Genomic DNA, 18,955 nt, shown 5'->3' on the forward strand with positions numbered 1-18,955 from the left:
CCTCTAATTTAAATTGGTTCAACGTTGAGCTTGCTTGGTGCGAGCCATGGTTTTATTGGGTGTAGCTTCGAGATTGAAATTGAGCTCGTCGGCGATTTCGTCTTCAATTTCTTGGCGCAATTGCAAATTACTAATCGCATCGGTCAGGCGGATGCCATCTCGCTCTGATGAGTTACTCATCACCAATTGGTAAATTTCAGCCAGCTGGTCCGGCAGCGTTAACACTGCCGCTTCAATCGCACTGCGCCGACTGAGCATGCGCTGATGGCGGGCTAATAAATTTTGGTATTCATCGCGCGCACGCGAGAGCTGCCGCACATCCGCGCCCAGTGCCGGTTTGCTGATTTGGGCATTGAGATCGTTCAGTTTGGCACTGATCTTACGTAAATCTACCGAGGCGGCACGTTCATCAATGCTGAGTAGCGACAGCCTTAAACTCAGATATTGTGTCGGTACGCTCTGAATTTTTTGTAAATCAGTGCCATTCAAAATCCCCGTTTGTTCTGAAGCGTGTTCAATCAAGCTGCGAACTTGTTGCCCCAGCATGGCGAACATTTGCTCAATTTCACGGGCGGTTTGTTTACTGCCACATTTGGCGAAAATTTCATCGAGCATGCGCTCGCTACTCATTGCCGTTTTTTGTTGCAGACGACGCTGATTGGCCCAAGCTCTAAAACTGGGCATATCAGGAATAAACAAACAGGCCAACGTTTCAAGTGCAACCGTGGCTAATAAAGGAAAAGCAGCGCCAACGAGGCCAAATGGAAACGAACAAATGACAGCGGTGGCTAGCCCCGCGAGCAACAGCGTAATGTTGCCCGGGCTCTGAATAAAATCAGCTAAATAATTGCGAGAGTCTGCCATTGTCGGAATTAGATTTTCGGTAGAACGAGTTTCTGACCGACTTGAATCAAATTAGGGTTAGGCAGGTTATTGCGCGCTTCAATTTGACGATAGCGGTTTTGATCACCCAGCTCTCGCGTTGCAATCAAAGAGAGCGTATCGCCTGATTTAACCACGTAGATTTTTTCCCCATTCGCAGCTGCGCCCGCTTGAACGACTTTGCTACTGATAAAGTATTTGCGCAGCAAATTCAGGTATTCATTCGATTCTTTAACTTTGCTAATGGCCAGATTGAGGTTTTGCAGTAATTCGCTGTCATTCGCACGAACGCCGATTTTGTAACGCACGTCCGAGTTAGGCAGCTTAGAAATCGCCATCACCAAATCGGTATTTTCAACCTCGGAAACACCAAACGGGTAGTCATAAATAATCGCGTCGACTTGCCCGCTGTGAATGGCTCGCGCCATCCAATCGCGTGCGCCATTGGTCGTCGCATCGCTAAGTTCAATCAACTGTGCGCCGGGTAAATTTTTCTGCGCATAAGCTTTTACGTCTGGGTCGCCCTGCAAAATGCCGATTCGTTTACCCGTAACATCGGCGATATCACGGATAGTAGAACGAGGTCCGGTGATCAGCGTGTAACCAAAGTCCGAAATATAAGGAACGGTGTAAACCACCCCCGCCAAATCGCCATCGGCAAAGGTGAGGCCATCAATGGCGATGTCGACACTTGGATTGCCACGATTATCCGTTTTGATTAACTGCTCAGGAACTTCGGGATAGGTGTCGACGGCGTGATCGGTGTCGATCACGATTTGTTTAGCATTTTTCGTAAATTCAGCTTGCGCAAACAGTAGGCGCATAAATTCAACGTTAAAACCTTTCGCTATGCCATTATCGGTATAAAAGAATGGCTTGGCGGGCGATTGCACGCTGACACGAACTACGCCTTTGTTAATGATGGATTGATAGGTATTGAAGTTATTTTGCGTGTTTTTAGCTTCGGTGCTTTGAGGGGCTGTGTTAGGGGCAGTTTCAGCGTTGTGCTTGGCAACTGGCGCAGCACTCGTCACAATTTCAGTGCTTTGTTCTGCCTGAGCAGGATTATTCGACTTATATAAATTCCAAGCGACTGATCCCACCGTGCCCAACACGATGACGGCGATCAGGCCTTTAGCCAAAGGTGTGAGTTGCATGACAATTACCTATCTGGATAAACAAAAAACTAGCTGAGCGTTCCACCGAGTTTGCGCGAGATGCTTTCAAGTCGTTGGATTTCTGATTGCAAACGCACTTGTTCCTGCTGTGTGGCCGCGACAGTGCTATTCGCTTGAGTGTGCAATTCTTGCAATGCCTTGGCATGATCAGCTGAGGCCAACTCGGCGGCGGCGTGCAATTGGGCAATTTGCTCGTTAATGTCTTTGCGCAATGCTTCATATTGCTGATTGAGCGCGTTTTCCTGCGCAGTTTCGGCATCGCGAGTCGAGATGATGTTCGCATTGAGCGTATTGCCATGGTTACGTAATGCAGTGACTTTTCGATTGGCATCGTCTAGTACTTCAGCCAAATCCCAAGAGTCATCGGCCGCATCCATCGCCGCTACTGCTGCCCGCTGGTTGGCTGGATCCATGGCGCCTAAACCATCGAGGATTTTTAGTAGGCGCTCTGCCGGGAAAGCAATGCTCGCTACGCCTTGCTGCTGATAAATATCATTCAGGCTTTGCTCTCTGGGCTGTGTTTCAGTGAGGTTGATCTGCTCGGCGCTGTTAATGGGGGCCGCGATCTCAACTTGATCGGCGACGGAGTTTGGTTCTGTTTCTGCAACTACCAGCCCAGCTTTCACTAGTAACGATTTCAAGCCCACGATTTATCCCTTGAACAGTGTAAGCAAACTATTTAAATAGCTTTCTTATGGTTGCGTTTATTCAAATGGATTGTACAAGAATGTGGCGGGAGGGTTAATTGCGTTGCGGTGAAGTGTGCAACACCGCAGCGATAACTTGCGGACTAGTAGTTTGGCGTGCTTGCGTTGCGGCTGGGTGAGTAGTGATCTGGGCGTAAGTGTGCGATCCACATGCTTGCATGATTGCTTAGGGTATTGCCTTGTAACTATGTATAGATAGGATCTATGAATTGATACTGACTGGGGTATGTGTGGATTTATTTTGAGGCGGGTTCTTGGATCGTGGCCACCATGCGTTGAACAGTCACTTCAGGAAAACTGTCTAAAGCTTTAAAATGCGGTGTGAAGCGAAACCCCATACTTTGATATAAGCTGGTTGCGCTGATATTCAGTGGGGAAACAAACAAAGCCACTTCTGCCGCACCTGCCGCTGCAGCCAATGCCAGAACTCGCTCAATCAGCGCTTTACCAATTCCGGTTCCGCGATGAGTAGGCGCTACCCACATGGCGATTAGATTAAATTCCTCAGCAGTTTTCACTCCCCCGACGAGCCCGGCCACTTGCTCACCCACGCGGGCGATGAAGTAGGTTGGCGGCGTGCGATTGGCTGCGCGGTCTTGCCAATCGGCATCGCTATAGGCGGCGACGGTGGCATAACTGAGGCCAAATGCGGTCGGTGCATCGAGTAGTGATTGCAGTCGGACCTGTTTCAGATCGCGCCAGTCGTTTTCTGTGCAAGCTTGAATTTCGAAAGACATCAGTTCGCCAGTGGCTTTAAGCCGAGTTTTCTTTTGCACCCAAGCGCCAACAATGACGGTGGGTAAGCAGATTAAAAAACCCAACCACCAGTTACTGCCAGTCTCGGCGACAAAAATCGAGCCTAAAGTACCGCTTGCGGCGGCGTGTAGTAGGGGCTGGCTGATGGCCAGTTGGGCGGTGAGATAGCCTGCCATTAAAAAGCTAAGCAATCGAAAGGATAACAGCATGATGCTGGCACTGGCAGCAATCAAGTGGTTTTCCGCCGCTTGAGCCCAAAGCAAAGTCAGCAAGCCAAAAAAGAAGGCGACAAAGCTTGCGACCACCATCACCAAAAGCCCGCTGGCAATTGCTGAAAACTTGATGTGTGAGAACATTTTTCCCCCTGCTCTTGAGCTCGTCAGCCGCAGCACATGCGGCCCTGATTTGGGTAATACGTCATTTCTTACTGCGTTTTAATAGCGTAGATATAAAAAAACCGGCGCTAAGCGCCGGTTTTGGATTGAACTGATCAACGTGACAGGATAATTAAAATGGATAAGTGGGCGTTTGGTTGGCCAAATTGAGCCATTGACCTGTTGTAGGCTGATTATGCTTGCCTTTGGCAAGGGCATAAAACTCCTCAGGCAAAATCGGCAAGCCCAGCGCCGCGACCGAATCGAGCGCGGTGGCAGAAACGCTCATACCGTACATCGCAAAGATCTTGCGCAAATCTTTGCCGATGATTTTGGAGCTCAACACATACAGCAGATCTGGGTTGCTGATGGTGTTATTGCTAAACAGACCCATTGCGTATTTGTCTTTGCTATTGGCATCCCAAGCGCGGGCGACGAGTCGATCGCCTTTGGTCAGCAGCGTGAAGTAATCCAGGCTGGCTTCCATGCTTGGAATCGCCTCTAAAGCGCGGTATTTGGTAAATAGGAAGGCCAACTGGAAGTGAACGGCCCGCATTGGGTCTTGCCCTTTGTTCATATCCCACAAGCTTTCTTGCATCTGCAAAAGCTGCGTATCGCCACTGGTTCCGCTATTGCGGTTCGTCACTATGCGCTGATATAAGCCAGGATGATCAGTGGCATGGCCGGTATCGACACCCAGCGTTTTAAATTGGCGCATCATTTGGATGCTGGCCAGAATATTGTTATCGCATTCGACCACGCAACCTTTGCCGTTAAAGGTAATGCGCATCACCCTTTGTACTGTGTTATGTCCCAGTTCATGCGCATGACCCCAGCCAGTGCCGCCGATTCCCGAAAAACCATCGGAAGGATTGCCCGAACACAAGAAACCACAAGCTGCGATCCAACCAATGAAATGCTGCACGCCCGGCGCACGATGGATGGGGCCGCTACAATCCCAGCCAAATTGGGTACACAACACCGATACATTGTTGCTCATTGGCATATTGTTGTAGCCGTTGGCAATGTGATTCGAGTCAAACAGACTACCTTTGACTTGGTCCACAATCACTTTGCGCGGGTCTTCATTCCCCATGGCTTTTTTGGCATACGCGATGGTTTGTTGAATCTCACCGCCAACGAATTTGGACGTTTGCCAACCAAAATCACCTCGATTTAGCGCCGCGACTGCTTCGGCAATGTCGGCGTCACTTTGCGGTTTGGTAAAGTCAAAATGTGCGTATTTGGCCGCACCACGGATGCGTAAAGTAATGCTTTGCCCCGCGGTTGCACCGCTATATCTCAGCATTAATGGCCCGCCAAATGGCGTGATAAAGCTGTTCTCTACACCGTTTTCAAGCGGAATCGGGAAGGATTGTGGTTCCCGTGGGCGTTTATAGCCTTGGCTTTCATTGTCGGTTAGCGGATTGCCATAAGCGCGTACATAGCTGGTTTGCACAAATAATTGGCCCGCCTCGGCTTTATCGACCACCTCGATATACACCGGCTTGCCTGGAATAGCGCCGCGCCCAATTGCGGTAATGCCCGAGCCTTGTGCAATCGTTACTTCAATCGTTTCAGCTGTGCTGCTAACAGGGATTTGTTGTGCGGCTGCAGGCATATAATCGCCTTGGCCACTGGCGCTGACTGTAGTTGAGTTGCGGTTATAGGCAACCCATGAATCCGCCGCGAAAGTGTTGAGGAATTTGACCGGCTGAGTGCTGCGGGAAATGGTGCCGTACTGAACCGTTGGGCGATATAAATCAGCCCATTCAATAAGCAAACGGTGCAAATCAGTGCTGCTGTCGGCAAAAATATTAATGCCCCGTTTTTGCATTAATGCCATTTCATCTTGGAGCTGTGAAATCGCATTTATGGCGTCGGTTTCTGAATTCACGGTGAAATTAGGATTACTACCCACCATTAAATTCAACGCCTTGATCAGTGCCCCCATTTGATCTGCTCGCTGAATCGAAGCGGCCACCGTCCGATCTGCGCCGACTGCAAAACCAGCGGTAGGAGCATAGTAGTTGCCGGGGTAGCCGCCCAACTCCATGCCTATGCCTTGCACAACTTTACGCCCACCTGCAGAGTCGCCCCAGCTAGGATGCATATAAATAATCGCTTTGCCCTGCGCTTGATATTTGCGAACTTGTTCACTCAGAGCCGGATCGTCTTTGACGCTTGCACCAAAAACCAGTACGTCGGCGTTTTGCCAGCAGGTGTTATTGCTCGCGACCAAATCGCATGAAATGGCGAGCGGAGTTTTGCCGAGTAATTGAATAAAGCGGCTGACCGTAGGTGCATCATAACCGGCGGTGGCAAAACGAATGGTCGTAGGGAGCGGTCCGCTCGCTTTGCCGGTGACAACCCAATTAAACGCGCGAGTGAAAAACGGTAAATGCTGGGTTTCGCGCGATTGCGTCGCCATCCAGCTGAGGACATTGGCGCCATAGGCCAGTGCGCGTCCAGCGCCAAACTGCGAAATGGCCGCCATCCCACTGCCATCATCGGCAACGATTAACGGTTGTGCCGAGATAGAGTTGGAACGGAAAATCTCAATACTATTTTTGGTGTGATTCAGCGCTAAATTAACGCTGTTATCGCCATAAATATCATTAATCGCCGCCGATTGTTGTTGCTGATAGCTGCTGGCACGTTGAGTCGCCAAGGCAAGCGCTTGCGCCAGCCGATCTGATACTGGGGCTGGTGTCGGATTAATGCCGCTGCCGGGATTGGGTGTGGCCTCAGGCGTATCGTCTGGCGATTGTGTGACGACAGAGTGGGGTGTACTGCTCGGCGTTGGGGTGGTGCTGACTATCGGCGAATTGGTCGGTTCTGGTATGGGTGACACAGTAACCATAGGGATTGCTGTTACAATCGGTCTTGGTTTCACTGTGGGTTTAGGTGTACTGCTAGTTATCGGTGGCGTACTTGCACCTGCAGTCGGGCTTGGTGTGCTTCCCGGTTTTGTCGCCGGGCCAGCTGTGGCAACGCCATCGGCTGAGCTACAGGGGCCTAAGTCGATCCAGTTTCTCGAGTCCTTGCGTTTTCTCCAATATTTATCGCTGAAAATATTCGTGCTGACCCGCTTTGGGTTTTTATTCGCATTCGGATTTTTTGCTTGATAGTTTTTCCCCGCAAATGATACCTGTGCACCCGTGGCGTACTGTAAGCTGCCAGACCAAGTAGCCGCACATTTTTGTACCACACTCATGATGACAGCTGGTGGAGTGGAGCTCGCCGTAACGGGGGTGATTGCTACACCATAATTGCTCGACTTGACCTGGAGCCGAGTGGCGGTTGCTTGAGGAGTTGTTATTACGCTTGCGGTTGCACTACCCGTTAGTTCACTGACTGTGCTTGCTAGTGTGCTAGTTGTGACTAGGTGGTTGACTGATTCCTGGTCAGCGGCCTGCTGCTCGATGGCTGGCGCAGCCTCGAAGGAGGATGGGTTTGTGTTATCAGTAGCGGTTTGCGCAGTGACTAAAGTTGGGATTGCTTGATTCGTGTCGCTGATGGTACTGGCGGTACCAATTTCCCGCCATAAGCTTGGTGAGCGATTGGGTAGCCAACTTGGGGCTGTAATGTGGCTTTTGAGTGCTTGGTAATCACGGCCCTCAAAGGTCACAATATCGTTGATTTGATATGCGCCATTGTTTTGCCATAGCGGGGCGGCTAATGCCAGATTGGATATCAACAGTAATGCTGCACAGGTCAATCTTTGTGGAGGGAGGGGGATCATGTTTGCGTACTAATTTATTGATTTATTTTGGGGGTAGCATCGGTAGCTAGATTGTTTTTTGCTATACTAAGCTGAATCCGGTTGCTGGCATGGCATGAGAATTTCAACGTAAGTTGTTTGTTTTCCAAATGGCGCATCTTACACAAAATTAGATAATGCTAATATTTAAATGGTATGAACGGCTAATTGCCTACATATTGAAGTGAAATAGATCACTGTTGCGTTGGAAGAGACGAAAAAAAACCGACGCTGCGCGCCGGTTTTTTATTGAAGTAGTAACGTTATTATTTAACGCTAACACCGTAGAACGAATTCAGACCAAATGGGCTGATTTTGAAGCCTTGCACTTCTTTGCGCATTGGTTGGTAAACCGTTGAGTGAGCAATAGTGGTGATTGGCAAATCAGACTTGATAATGGTCTGTGCTTTTTCGTAGATCTTCACGCGTTCAGCTTGGTTCATTGTCGTACGACCTTTCACCACCAACGCTTCAAACTCTTTATTGCACCATTGAGCGTAGTTGCTACCGCCAATTGCTTCGCAGCTCATGTTCGGGCCAACCCAGTTGTCTGGATCACCATTGTCACCAGTCCAGCCGATTAAGATTGCGCCCGCTTCACCCGCTTTCGCGCGTTTGATGTACTCACCCCATTCGTAAGTCACGATTTTGGCTTTGATGCCGATCTTAGACCAGTCGTTCTGGATCATTTCGGCCATCAATTTGGCGTTCGGGTTGTATGGGCGTTGTACTGGCATTGCCCACAGCGCGACTTCAGTGCCTTCAGCTACGCCGGCTTTTTTCAGCAATTCTTTCGCTTTTGCTGGATTGAATGCCGCGTCTTTCAGGTTTTTGTTGTACGACCATTGCGTAGGAGGGAACAAGCTCGTTGCTGGCTGGCCCGCGCCTTGGAATACCGCATCGATGATCGACTTTTTGTTGATCGCCATATCAAGTGCTTGGCGAACTTCAAGCTTATCGAATGGTTTTTGCTTCACGTTGTAGCTCAACCAACCAGTATTAAAGCCCGCTTGGGTTGGCACGGTCAGCTTAGGATTGGTTTGCATCGCTTTCAAATCAGCTGGTTTTGGGTAGGCCATCACGTGGCACTCGCCTTTTTGCAGCTTTTGGTAGCGAACCGAGGCATCGGTTGTGATTGCGAAAATCAGTTTGTCGACTTTCACATCACCCTTGCGCCAGTATTCTTTATTGCCGTCAAAACGGATGTTCGCGTCTTTTTGGTAAGAGCGGAATACAAATGGACCAGTACCGATAGGTTGCGTATTCAATTGTGCGGCTTTACCGGCTTTAAGCAAGCTGTCTGCGTATTCGGCTGACTGGATTGACGCGAATGACATCGCTAAGTTTTGCAAGAATGCCGCATCGACTGATTTGAGCTTAAAGCGAACGGTATTGGCATCCACTTTTTCAACCGCAACGATATTGGCATCCATGCCCATATCCGATGCATATGGGAAATCGGTTGGCGCTGCTTTATTAAAGGCGAAATCTTTATCGGTAAAGCGTTTGAACGTAAAGATCACGTCGTCAGCGTTGAAATCGCGTGTTGGTTTGAAGTACGACGTAGTGTGGAATTTCACGCCTTTGCGCAGGTTGAAAGTGTATGTGAGGTTGTCTGCACTCACCGACCATTTTTCAGCCAAAGCTGGGCGGATTTGCGTTGAGCCAGGCGTAAACTCAACCAAGCGGTTAAAAATCGTTTCAGCAGAAGCATCAAACGTGGTACCAGTTACATAGCGTGCTGGGTCAAAACCCTCTGGGCTACCTTCCGAGCAATAAATCAAAGTACCAGCAGCACTTGCAGTACCCGCCATCAAGGCGATGGTGCTACCGAGCACCAATTTACGCATTTTCAACGTCATCTTTTTCTCCATGGAGTGCGGCGCACTCTTTGCTATTTTGCTTAGACTTACCAATCGTAGACGTAGCGGTAGCGATCTGACATTCGGGTTATCCCGCACAATTGGCTTGTGGTCGTTCGCTGAGAGCTTTAATTGAAATAGCTCGAGAATGCGTCACTTGCAATGCCAAAACGGGATTTGCCGGTCTAGATGGGAAATGAACAGTTGGTGTCCAGTACGGTATGCTGGTGGTTTAGTGTTGGGGCATGTTTTAAGGCAGACGAATTGACTGAGCTCATAGCTATACTATTTTGGGTATATCTATGAGCCTTATTCTTGGTGAGGCTTGTGGAGATATACTGCTATTTTTTACCCAGTGTTAGTTTGGCCTCTCGCCCATGCCCTTGTGTTAAGACCGGCTGAGGTTGGCTTTTCATAATCACGCGGCCATTTTGGACGAGTTTGGCAAGAACAACATAATGTAACTTTGGGTTGATTGCTGCAGGATCAAATCGTAGGACGACGGGCTTAGGATTGCCTTTGTCCAATATTTGCCGCTGCCTAGCGACTAATTCCCCGAGTTTGTCGTTTTCTTGCACATATAACTCAATTACCTCTTCACTCCCCGGGCGTAAAGCACGGTCCAACCAATTGACTTTGACGCTCACCGTCTCGACAGCCTGATTGATTACGACGCCATACATTGAAAATGCTTGGCGCACTTCATCGGCGGAGCTACGAAGTTGGGCGAATTGTTGGGCTGCGTCGCTATCCGCTACAAAGTTGCTGGTGGTCGCTATCTGTGCCAAGTATTCGCGCTGCCCATCGCTACCCAAATATATGCTATTGCTTGCAGGGGTAATTCTAGCAAATTCGCCTTGTGGGAAGACCCAGAAGGTTAGCAAGGGAGAGCGTTCGCCCTGTGCATTTTGCAAGCTATAGGTGAATTCATATGTGGCGCGTTTAGTATATTGCTTGATGTCTGACCCGACGACCGCGCTGAGTTTGACGTCTTTGGCGAGCCAGCGCTCAGGAGGAATAAACACGATGCCGCTAGAGGCATCGCGAATGGGAGTTAATGGCTCGCTATCACGCGATGCGCTACAGCCGTGAGCGATTTGTTGTTCCCCGCGAAGCAATAAAGCCTCATCGCCTTTGAGCCATACACTGTATTCACCATTACTGTATTTGGCGCCGGATGCGCTAATGACTTGTTCCAGTGTTAAACGAGTAGGGCCATCAACGGGTTGATACAAACCGCGTTGTAGCACGACTGTTTGCTGGCCTGCGCTTTGAACTTGAAAGATTTCGCCGCTAGTACAGCGAAAAGTAACATTGAAATCGTTCTGAGCCAGTGCCAGGCTGCTCACAACTAAGCCAGTGAGAAATACGATTGTTTTCATGCAAATGCAATCCAATGCGGCAAAGTGCTAAAAACGCGCTTCGCCATTAAAGGTGGCGGGAGTAGACGGTGCTTGTAGCAAACTACGTGGTACCTGCAAGATTAACATGAGTTTGCGCACGTTTTGCTGGCTTTGCAGCACTAATTCGCTGATCTCGATGGGCATTTCGTCGCCTAGACCGCTAGCGATAATGCCCATCGAATCAACCGTCATCATGTGTTTTTCTAAAGTAAGAATATCGGGCGTAGCGGCTAATTCGGTGATAAATAACTCACATAGCCCATCTGGGCCGCGTGCGACATTGCATTCTTGTAGCGATTGAGTCAAATCCTGAATTCGGGCGTGTTGATGCTGATACTCCGGTGTATGGGGCTTCGCCATGCGCAACATGGTGCGTGCATTCAATAGTTCAGAATCAAGGCGGGCTTTTTCTTCATCAAGGGCATTGATTCGAATATTGGTTTGCGCAGCAACGATTTCCAAAATGCGCCGTGGCCCTGCTTGGATGAGTTCAGCGCAGGTTCCTGCTGGGGTATGGACGCGATAGCCGGCAAATTGCAATACTTGCTGGGGCACATCCTGCCGAATTTGGCCGCCCTCTTCCACCATGCCGTAACGCATTTTCTGGCGCGAATCAGCCGTGAAAACGACAAAGCATTCATCCACAAAGGGGTTAAGTGCGAACCATTGGTGCAAACCGGGATTTTGGCCAATTAGTTCGCCCATCCGGGCGGGTGTGGCAAACAGCAATTGCAAGATGCGCTGATGACGCCAATTTTCGGTATTTAATGCGATCGGCTCTGGCCATTGAGTAGTAAATTGAGCCGCATGGCTTTGCGCCCAGTAGACATACGGCGATAAGCGCTCTTGATATTTACGTGCCAATTTTATATTTGGGTTGGCAATTTCAACGAGGAAATCAACCAACTCGGCAGGGGCACGAGGTTGCTCCGCTGCTTTACTAAATAGCTTTTTGATCGCAGAAAACATATTAGGGATTTTTCGCGTAAAGAGTAGTTTCGTCAGGCGGTGTTAGTTGCCGCACGACTTGGGCTGGATTACCCACGGCCAGTGAGCAAGGCGGAATATCGCGTGTAACCACGCTGCCCGCTCCAATGACACAATGATCACCAATGGTGACGCCAGGACAAATAATCGCACCTAACCCGATCCAAACATTTGATCCAATCGTGATTGGTTTGGCCCAAAAAGCCCATTGCTGGCGCTCGGTGGGATCGACTGGGTGCGTGCCGGTTTGAATTTTAACGTGCGGACTAATTAAGGTGTGATGACCAATCGTAATCGGCGCAGCAGCGGCAATCTCTACATCAACGTTAATAAATACTTTGCGCCCCAAGCTGATGAGTTGCCCACCGACAATATTGAGTTTCCCGTTGATGGTCACTTCATCGGCTTGGGCAAAAATTTGTTTGAGTAAACGTTGACGTTCGTCGGCTTGATCGTACACCAATGCATTATATTGTTGAATAAGCTCCCGCTCGTTTGAAAAATCACGTTTACCAATATCTTCAAAAGCGAACTTACGAATTAGGTCTGACATACTCACCTCGTATAAGAGAAGTCTAATGTGTCGTATAATCGAGCCAATACAGTATATGCTAGCAACTAGCGTAAGAATTGGTGAATTTCACCATAGAGGGTAAGCCAATGATGAAAAACTGGGGTGTTAAAACACGCTTGATGGCCGGTTTCGGTTTGGTGTTGATTTTGCTTGTGGTAGTCACAATGGCGGCGATGGTGGGCTTGGCCACGGTGAAAGGCAAGATTAATGAACTAGTTGGCGAGCGCTACCCTTCCGCGGTGGCTGCCAATGAGCTGATTACGGTGGCCTACGAAACAGATTTACTCTTTCGCAACGCGACGTTGGCCGAAGATTATGACGAGATGGATAAAGAGCTGAAAAAGCTCATTACGCTAGGGCAAACAGAAGAAGCGTTGCTCACAAAACTCAAAGGTATGAAGTTGGATGCGCAATCGCAGCAGCAACTGCAGCAAATCTTGACGCTGAATGAGGCGATGGACAAGCAGAAAAAAACGCTGGTGAGTCAATTTCAACTTGATCGCACAACGGGCGCCGCCTTTATTAGCAATACTTATGCTCCAGTTAGTAACGCCTACCGCGATGCCGTGATTAAATTAGTGCAATTGCAAGGGCAGGGCATGGAGGCTGGAAAAGGGCATGTCAGTGCAAGCTCTGCAGCGGCTTCCAGCATTATTTTAATTGTCGCCGCAATTGCGATTGTAGTGGGGCTATTGTTGGCTTGGTTTATTGGCAATCAAGTGATCAATTCTTTGCGGGCAGCGAACGACGTTGCGGAGAAAATCGCGGCAGGTGATTTAACGCATAACTGGCAAAACCAACAACTTGGCTCCGACGAAATTGGCATTTTGTTGACTTCGTTGAAGAAAATGCAAGATAACCTGACGCAAATTATTGGCCAAATTAGTGACAACGCCCATGCGGTTGCGAGCGCAGCGCGCACTTTGAGTGAGGCTTCGCAACAAATTCATACCGGCACCGACACTCAGTCCGAATCTGCTAGCAATATGGCGGCCTCGGTTGAAGAAATGAGCGTTAGTATGGATCAGGTCGCGCACAACTCCGTTGAAGTTGAGCAAAAAGCTCGCAGCGCAGGATCATTGGCTAAAACGGGTAGTGGTGATGTAATTGCTGCGGCCAATGAAATGCAGGCCATTTCAAGTGAAGTGAGCAGTGCTGCGGCACAAATTGGTGAGTTAGGCCGCAGTATTGAAGAAATTGGCAGCATTGTGGTGGTGATTAAAGATGTCGCTGACCAGACCAATTTGCTAGCCCTCAATGCTGCAATCGAAGCCGCCCGCGCAGGGGATATGGGCAGAGGTTTTGCTGTCGTGGCTGACGAGGTGCGCAAATTGGCTGAACGCACTACTCAATCTGCATCGCAAATTACTGCGATGGTTAGTGCGATTCAAGGTAGCGCTCAAGAGGCGGTGATAAAAATGAGCAACGGGTCGCGTCGGGTGAACGATGGGCTTAATTTGGCTACGCAAGCTAGCAATAGCATTGGTTTAATCAACGACAGTAGCACAGAGGTAGTCCAATCGGTTTCAGGGATCAGCGAGCAAGTTCAGGAGCAAAGAATGGCCGCGCGTGATTTAGCGGTCAATGTCGAACAAATAGCGCAAATGGCGGAGGAAAATTCCTTAGCCGTGCGCAATATGGTTGATTCGATTACGCAGCTCGAATCAATGTCGAGCCAATTATCGCAAACGGTATTGCGATTTAAAATGCGTTAAGTGAGATGTCGAGACTTGAATCGCCAGCGGATGCTTAGCGAAACTGGCTAATTGATGCGGCGATTTGGTCTAGTGGCAAAATATCGCGCGTTGCGCCTTGGCTAATGGCCTCTTTGGGCATGCCAAACACGACGCAACTTGATTCATTTTGGGCAAAAGTTTTTGCGCCCATCTCCAGCATCTCTTTCAAGCCCTTTGCGCCATCGTCGCCCATTCCGGTCAAAATATAGCCAACGCCGTTGCGTCCGGCGGCACAGGCTACTGAGCGGAAAAGTAAATCGACCGAAGGACGGTGACGATTAATCATCGGTCCTTGTAGGACATCAACAAAATATTGCATGCCGTTGCGCCGCAATACTAAATGACGGCCACCCGGAGCAATTAGCGCAAGGCCTGCTTCAACCCGATCATGGCTGCGTGCCTCTCTGACCTCAATTTCACACAAGCTATTTAGGCGGTTGGCAAAGCTGGTGGTGTATTTTTCCGGCATGTGTTGAACGATGACAATCCCGGCACAGGTCTTTTTAAGCTTCGGCAGAATCACCTCGAGCGCTTGTGTGCCACCTGTTGACGAACCAATCGCGATGACTCGCGCCGTAGGCGGAATACGTTGCGAGGGGTTCGGGGCGGGCATAATCGCATCGGCATTGAGCTTGGCCGAATCCATTCGCTCTAGCAGACTCGCCTGCACTGAGCCGCTGGGATGAGATGTGCTTGCTGCCGGTGCCGCGCGTGCACTAAGCTGCGCCGCTAAGCCTGAATATGTCACATTAACTCCCATTATGCGGCGTCAAACCCACAGAATATGCTGAACTGGCAGAGTGAGTATGGATAAAGCTTCGCCGTGAATTGCTAAAAATTGAATCGCATGACTACTTCTTGTCATAGCAGACTGTTTGTCAGTGCGCAGAAGTGAGATACGTTTCACCTGCGCGTCATTAACTCAATAATGGTTATTCTTTTTTACTAACAATCCAAATCCCGAACAGTACAATCGCCGCCCCTAACCATTGGACTGGGGTGAGGTATTCGCCCAAAATACCCAAGCTAAAAATGATCGTCAGTACGGGGCCAAAGCTACCAAGTAGCGCCGTGCGGCTGGCTCCGATTCGCTGCAGGGCTGCATTGGTGGCATAAATGGGCAATATGGTTGAAAACACTCCCATCAATAGCGCGTAGGCCCATACTGCCGCGCCTTGCTTAAGTAGTGTCTCGATAGGGCGTAGTGTGAGATATTGCGCAAACATCGCCAAGCTCGAGACAGTTAAGGCCAATTCGGTAAAGCGCATTGAGCCCACCTGTTGAATAACTGTGGGGCTCAGGCTCATATACAGCGCAAAACAGAGGGTGCTTGCCACAACAAATGTCACCCCAACCCAATCGGCTTTCGCGTGCGCCAAGTCAGGCAACAAAACCAGCGCCATCCCACCGTAGGTGAGGGGTAATGCCTTTTTGACGCGCCGAGATATTGGAGTACCAAAAATAGCAAAACTAAACAGCACGGTAAAAGTAGGGTACAGGCAAAGGATGAGGCGCTCTAGGCTCGCGCTTACCGATTGCAGACCAATAAAATCGAGCGTACTTGATAGGAAATAACCGAGTAGCCCAAGCCCCAAGAGCGCCCATTTTTGGGGGTGAGTTAGTTTCTCGCCATGCTCAGTGCGCCATAGCCTGATCACCTGTAATAGCGCCAAAGCTACAATCATCCGCATCGTTACTAACGTAATGGCATCAACGCCATGTCGATAAGCCAGTTTGACGAAAATGGCTTTGGCGGCAAATCCAGTCGCGGCAAAGATCGCTAGAAATACCCCAATTTGAAATTGGCTAAAACGAGTAGTGAGGCGCTGCAACATCATGAAACTCCTTTAGTGGAATAGCCACCGAGGAGGGATCGCCAACCGCGGTGGAAGGATCCGCGGTAACGAAAGCAATAGGCTATCGCTAGCGCGCAGGCGCGACTAGCAACCATGCTGCTGCATGGGCGTGAAGGGCAAGAATATAGGTGCTATGGGCTTTCATCCTTTGATAATGCATTCTGCATGTGTAAGCCGTCAATCGGATTAACTGTAACCATTTGTTATGATCGGGGGTGTATTTGCCGCAAGTAAGTAAAGTTGCCAGAATAGCCGCTCTTTTTGGGGAATGCGATGCGCATAGTGAATGACTTTTCGCTGTCGGCCGTGCTGGCGGGGTTGATTACTGTGCTGGTAGGGTTTACCAGCTCAGCGGTGATTGTGTTTCAAGCGGCGCAAGCCCTGCATGCGACGCCTGAGCAAACTGCGTCGTGGATGTGGTCGCTCAGTATCGCTATGGGGTTGACCTGTATCGGCTTGTCGTTACGTTATCGTGTCCCCGTCGTCACTGCGTGGTCGACGCCGGGCGCTGCGCTTTTGGTAACCAGTGTGGCTGGCGTCAGTATGCCTGAAGCGATTGGCGCATTTATGCTGTCGGGTGCACTGATGATGCTGGCGGGTGTCAGCGGCTGGTTTGAGCGCGCGATGAAGCGCATTCCAATGGCCTTAGCGTCGGCGATGCTCGCGGGGGTATTACTGCGCTTTGGCTTTGCTGCCTTCACTTCGCTGCAAACACAATTGCTCTTGGCCTTGGGGATGCTGGCGACGTATCTGGGATTACGGCGCTATCTGCAGCGCTACGCCATTCTTGGGGTATTGCTCGTTGGGCTATTGATAGCTGGGATCCAGGGGCAATTACACCTTGGGGGTATTAATCTCGAGCTGGCTGCGCCAGTTTGGGTTACGCCAAGCTTGAGTTGGCAAAGTATCGCCAGCGTCGCCTTACCTTTGTTTTTGGTGACGATGGCTTCGCAAAATGTGCCAGGCGTTACCGTGTTACACGCCAATGGCTATCGGCCACCGATCTCGCCGATCATCGGCTGGACCGGATTGACCACCGTGGTGCTGGCGCCATTTGGCACCTTTGCGATTAATTTGGCGGCAATTACCGCCGCCATTTGCATGGGTAAAGATGCGCATGAAGATGCCAATAAACGCTACATTGCAGCGATGGCTGCCGGCGTGTTTTATCTACTAATTGGCTTGTTTGGCGCCACCGTTGCGGCGCTGTTGGCTGCTTTTCCGAAAGAGCTGGTGCTAGTGGTGGCAGGATTGGCCTTGCTCAATATCATCGGCAATGGCTTAGCGCTGGCGGTGCGTGAAGAAGCACACCGGGAAGCCGCGATCATCACTTTTGTCGTCACCGCCTCGGGTGTCACTTTGTTCAGTATTGGCTCGGCTTTTTGGGGCTTAGTGGCGGGAACGATTGCTACGCTGGTGCTGCGCAAGGGCTAGGCACTAAAGCCAAAATTCCCCGCCAATTTTTGATAGTTTTAAGCGAGTTGGCCTTTGAGCGCGGCATCAATCAGGCGATGCGCCAAACTGTATGCGCTTGGTAAATCGGGGAGTACATCGAGCGCAAACCATTGCGCATCTTCGATTTCACCCTCTTGGCACACGATCTCGCCCGATTGGTAATCGGCGACAAACGCCAGCATCAGCGAATGTGGAAAAGCCCAGCTTTGGCTGGCGAACCAGCGCAGGTTTTGGATTTTAACGCCGACTTCTTCGAGTACTTCACGGTGCGCGCATTGCTCCAAACTCTCACCTGGTTCGACAAAACCAGCCACCGCGCTATACATACCAGCGCGAAAATGCGGCGAACGCGCCAAGAGTAGTTCTTCGCCGCGCTCGCCGGCGCGGCGAATCAGCACCATCACGGCGGGTGAAATGCGCGGCCAGACGCGATGGCCGCAGCTCGTGCATTCACATGCGGCTTCTGTCTCGAGCGCTTGGGTTGCTGCGCCGCAAAGGCCACAAAAGCGATGCGTGCGGTAAAACGTAGCGATCTGGCTCGCACGGCCAGCCAGCAGCCAATTTGTTTCGCCAATTAATTCGTAGCTGGCGCGTAACTCCATGGTGTTTAGTGTTGGCGGCAGCTGTGTCGATTCTGGCCAAACGACCATTTGGACTTTTTGTGATTCAAGTTGGCCCAGTGTGATCTGGTAGCTGGGTGTAGGAAGAGTTTGGAGAGTTCTGATGCTGGCCAGATTGCCATGCTCAAGAATAAGGGTATTGCCATGCAGGGCAATTAGAATATGATTTTCATCTAGATACCCTTCTTGCTTGTGCAAGGGCGTGAATGCAGTGGGCAACATGAAAAGGCCTTATGCCTTAAATAGCGTCATTTTGCATGAGTGGCGGCGAATCCACCACTGTTTTCAGTTTACTTAAAAACCCGGGGTAAATTTGTTGGAGGCTAAATAAAAACGTCATCAAATATAAATGTATTTGTAATCTTTGGCTCATAAAATCAATGCAATAAAAGCCCGAGCTGACAGGGCTGATAACCTCGATTATTACAGATGAGTGAAGCCATGAAACAAATTAAGCTGATTGCAACCCTGTTGACGGTTGCCGTTTTATCAACTGCTTGCAGCTCAATGGCTGAGAAAAAAGCCGCTGCACCTGAAGCGCCAAAAGTTGTTGTGGCCGATGCGGCAGCAGTGGCTGCGACGGTGAAAGCGGCTCTGGATGCCGATGCAAGTTTAAAACCTTTTGATCTGAAAGTAACAGGCGCAAACGATAAGAAAAATCCAAGCAAAGTGGATGTGACCATCGATGGCAGTGTTGAAATCGGTGAGCAAATGGCACAAGCGGGGATGATTGCCCAAGAAGTGAAAGGCGTGCAGTATGTCTTTAACAATATTATGCCGAAGAACTAAGCACTGCTTAACT

Annotated in this window: 15 protein-coding genes and 1 pseudogene; 4 read left to right on the forward strand and 12 right to left on the reverse strand. The window is 49.9% G+C overall.

Going from position 1 to position 18,955, the window contains the following annotated elements; translation table 11 throughout:
* Window positions 1-18: 18 nt before the first annotated feature.
* The 5 genes from NT239_10055 to NT239_10075 all read right to left on the reverse strand — a co-directional run bounded on the left by NT239_10055 (window position 19) and on the right by NT239_10075 (window position 6,760).
* The gene (locus NT239_10055) at window positions 19-864 is read right to left on the reverse strand and encodes a hypothetical protein (protein XGA70134.1); all 846 of its coding nucleotides are present in this window, start codon (window positions 862-864) and stop codon (window positions 19-21) included.
* 8 nt (window positions 865-872) lie between these two features.
* Window positions 873-2,039 carry a transporter substrate-binding domain-containing protein gene (locus tag NT239_10060; protein ID XGA70135.1) on the reverse strand — a complete coding sequence of 389 codons (1,167 nt, stop codon included), beginning with the start codon at window positions 2,037-2,039 and terminating at the stop codon, window positions 873-875.
* Between the two features lie 29 nt (window positions 2,040-2,068).
* Window positions 2,069-2,707: a hypothetical protein gene (locus NT239_10065; protein ID XGA70136.1), complete on the reverse strand. Its 639-nt coding sequence runs from the start codon at window positions 2,705-2,707 to the stop codon at window positions 2,069-2,071.
* A 296-nt stretch (window positions 2,708-3,003) separates the two neighbouring features.
* Window positions 3,004-3,879 carry a GNAT family N-acetyltransferase gene (locus tag NT239_10070; GenBank protein ID XGA70137.1) on the reverse strand — a complete coding sequence of 292 codons (876 nt, stop codon included), beginning with the start codon at window positions 3,877-3,879 and terminating at the stop codon, window positions 3,004-3,006.
* Between the two features lie 151 nt (window positions 3,880-4,030).
* Window positions 4,031-6,760, reverse strand: coding sequence for an ImpA family metalloprotease (locus NT239_10075; protein XGA70138.1), 2,730 nt, complete (start codon window positions 6,758-6,760; stop codon window positions 4,031-4,033).
* Here NT239_10075 and NT239_10080 point away from each other — a divergent pair.
* Window positions 6,741-7,025, forward strand: a complete 285-nt coding sequence (locus NT239_10080; protein XGA70139.1) for a hypothetical protein — start codon at window positions 6,741-6,743, stop codon at window positions 7,023-7,025. The genes NT239_10075 and NT239_10080 overlap by 20 nt on opposite strands.
* A gap of 901 nt (window positions 7,026-7,926) precedes the next feature.
* On the opposite strand, the gene NT239_10085 is transcribed toward NT239_10080, so the two are convergent.
* The 4 genes and pseudogenes from NT239_10085 to NT239_10100 all read right to left on the reverse strand — a co-directional run bounded on the left by NT239_10085 (window position 7,927) and on the right by NT239_10100 (window position 12,093).
* Window positions 7,927-9,522 (reverse strand): ABC transporter substrate-binding protein, encoded by a 1,596-nt coding sequence (locus tag NT239_10085; GenBank protein ID XGA70140.1) that lies wholly within the window; start codon window positions 9,520-9,522, stop codon window positions 7,927-7,929.
* Window positions 9,523-9,863: 341 nt separating this feature from the next.
* The gene (locus NT239_10090; GenBank protein ID XGA70141.1) at window positions 9,864-10,904 is read right to left on the reverse strand and encodes an MliC family protein; all 1,041 of its coding nucleotides are present in this window, start codon (window positions 10,902-10,904) and stop codon (window positions 9,864-9,866) included.
* Between the two features lie 27 nt (window positions 10,905-10,931).
* Window positions 10,932-11,894 carry a hypothetical protein gene (locus NT239_10095; protein ID XGA70142.1) on the reverse strand — a complete coding sequence of 321 codons (963 nt, stop codon included), beginning with the start codon at window positions 11,892-11,894 and terminating at the stop codon, window positions 10,932-10,934.
* Window position 11,895: 1 nt separating this feature from the next.
* A pseudogene (locus tag NT239_10100) lies at window positions 11,896-12,093 on the reverse strand (acyltransferase).
* 479 nt (window positions 12,094-12,572) lie between these two features.
* Here NT239_10100 and NT239_10105 point away from each other — a divergent pair.
* Window positions 12,573-14,201, forward strand: a complete 1,629-nt coding sequence (locus NT239_10105; protein ID XGA70143.1) for a methyl-accepting chemotaxis protein — start codon at window positions 12,573-12,575, stop codon at window positions 14,199-14,201.
* Window positions 14,202-14,235: 34 nt separating this feature from the next.
* Here the strand turns inward: NT239_10105 and NT239_10110 are convergent, their stop codons facing one another.
* Both NT239_10110 and NT239_10115 read right to left on the reverse strand, forming a co-directional pair.
* Window positions 14,236-14,970, reverse strand: a complete 735-nt coding sequence (locus NT239_10110; protein ID XGA70144.1) for a chemotaxis protein CheB — start codon at window positions 14,968-14,970, stop codon at window positions 14,236-14,238.
* A gap of 184 nt (window positions 14,971-15,154) precedes the next feature.
* Window positions 15,155-16,060, reverse strand: coding sequence for a DMT family transporter (locus tag NT239_10115; protein ID XGA70145.1), 906 nt, complete (start codon window positions 16,058-16,060; stop codon window positions 15,155-15,157).
* A gap of 291 nt (window positions 16,061-16,351) precedes the next feature.
* On the opposite strand from NT239_10115, the gene NT239_10120 reads away from it, so the two are divergent.
* Window positions 16,352-17,512 (forward strand): benzoate/H(+) symporter BenE family transporter, encoded by a 1,161-nt coding sequence (locus NT239_10120; protein ID XGA70146.1) that lies wholly within the window; start codon window positions 16,352-16,354, stop codon window positions 17,510-17,512.
* A gap of 38 nt (window positions 17,513-17,550) precedes the next feature.
* Here NT239_10120 and nudC read toward each other — a convergent pair whose 3' ends face one another.
* Entirely contained in the window at window positions 17,551-18,375 is an 825-nt protein-coding gene (nudC, locus tag NT239_10125) for an NAD(+) diphosphatase (protein XGA70147.1), read from the reverse strand.
* Window positions 18,376-18,594: 219 nt separating this feature from the next.
* On the opposite strand from nudC, the gene NT239_10130 reads away from it, so the two are divergent.
* Window positions 18,595-18,942: a BON domain-containing protein gene (locus NT239_10130; GenBank protein XGA70148.1), complete on the forward strand. Its 348-nt coding sequence runs from the start codon at window positions 18,595-18,597 to the stop codon at window positions 18,940-18,942.
* The last annotated feature ends 13 nt before the right edge of the window (window positions 18,943-18,955 follow it).

Origin of the sequence: Chitinibacter sp. SCUT-21 (genome assembly GCA_041874755.1) — a bacterium.
Lineage (GTDB): Bacteria > Pseudomonadota > Gammaproteobacteria > Burkholderiales > Chitinibacteraceae > Chitinibacter.

Excerpts from the sequence above, each read along its gene's own strand:
- NT239_10060 (XGA70135.1), bottom strand. The coding sequence starts at position 2,039 with ATGCAACTCACACCTTTGGCTAAAGGCCTGATCGCCGTCATCGTGTTG.
- NT239_10070 (XGA70137.1), bottom strand. The coding sequence starts at position 3,879 with ATGTTCTCACACATCAAGTTTTCAGCAATTGCCAGCGGGCTTTTGGTG.
- NT239_10115 (XGA70145.1), bottom strand. The coding sequence starts at position 16,060 with ATGATGTTGCAGCGCCTCACTACTCGTTTTAGCCAATTTCAAATTGGG.
- NT239_10075 (XGA70138.1), bottom strand. The coding sequence starts at position 6,760 with ATGGTTACTGTGTCACCCATACCAGAACCGACCAATTCGCCGATAGTC.
- NT239_10090 (XGA70141.1), bottom strand. The coding sequence starts at position 10,904 with ATGAAAACAATCGTATTTCTCACTGGCTTAGTTGTGAGCAGCCTGGCA.
- NT239_10120 (XGA70146.1), top strand. The coding sequence starts at position 16,352 with ATGCGCATAGTGAATGACTTTTCGCTGTCGGCCGTGCTGGCGGGGTTG.
- NT239_10080 (XGA70139.1), top strand. The coding sequence starts at position 6,741 with ATGGGTGACACAGTAACCATAGGGATTGCTGTTACAATCGGTCTTGGT.
- nudC (XGA70147.1), bottom strand. The coding sequence starts at position 18,375 with ATGTTGCCCACTGCATTCACGCCCTTGCACAAGCAAGAAGGGTATCTA.
- NT239_10055 (XGA70134.1), bottom strand. The coding sequence starts at position 864 with ATGGCAGACTCTCGCAATTATTTAGCTGATTTTATTCAGAGCCCGGGC.
- NT239_10095 (XGA70142.1), bottom strand. The coding sequence starts at position 11,894 with ATGTTTTCTGCGATCAAAAAGCTATTTAGTAAAGCAGCGGAGCAACCT.
- NT239_10130 (XGA70148.1), top strand. The coding sequence starts at position 18,595 with ATGAAACAAATTAAGCTGATTGCAACCCTGTTGACGGTTGCCGTTTTA.
- NT239_10105 (XGA70143.1), top strand. The coding sequence starts at position 12,573 with ATGATGAAAAACTGGGGTGTTAAAACACGCTTGATGGCCGGTTTCGGT.
- NT239_10085 (XGA70140.1), bottom strand. The coding sequence starts at position 9,522 with ATGACGTTGAAAATGCGTAAATTGGTGCTCGGTAGCACCATCGCCTTG.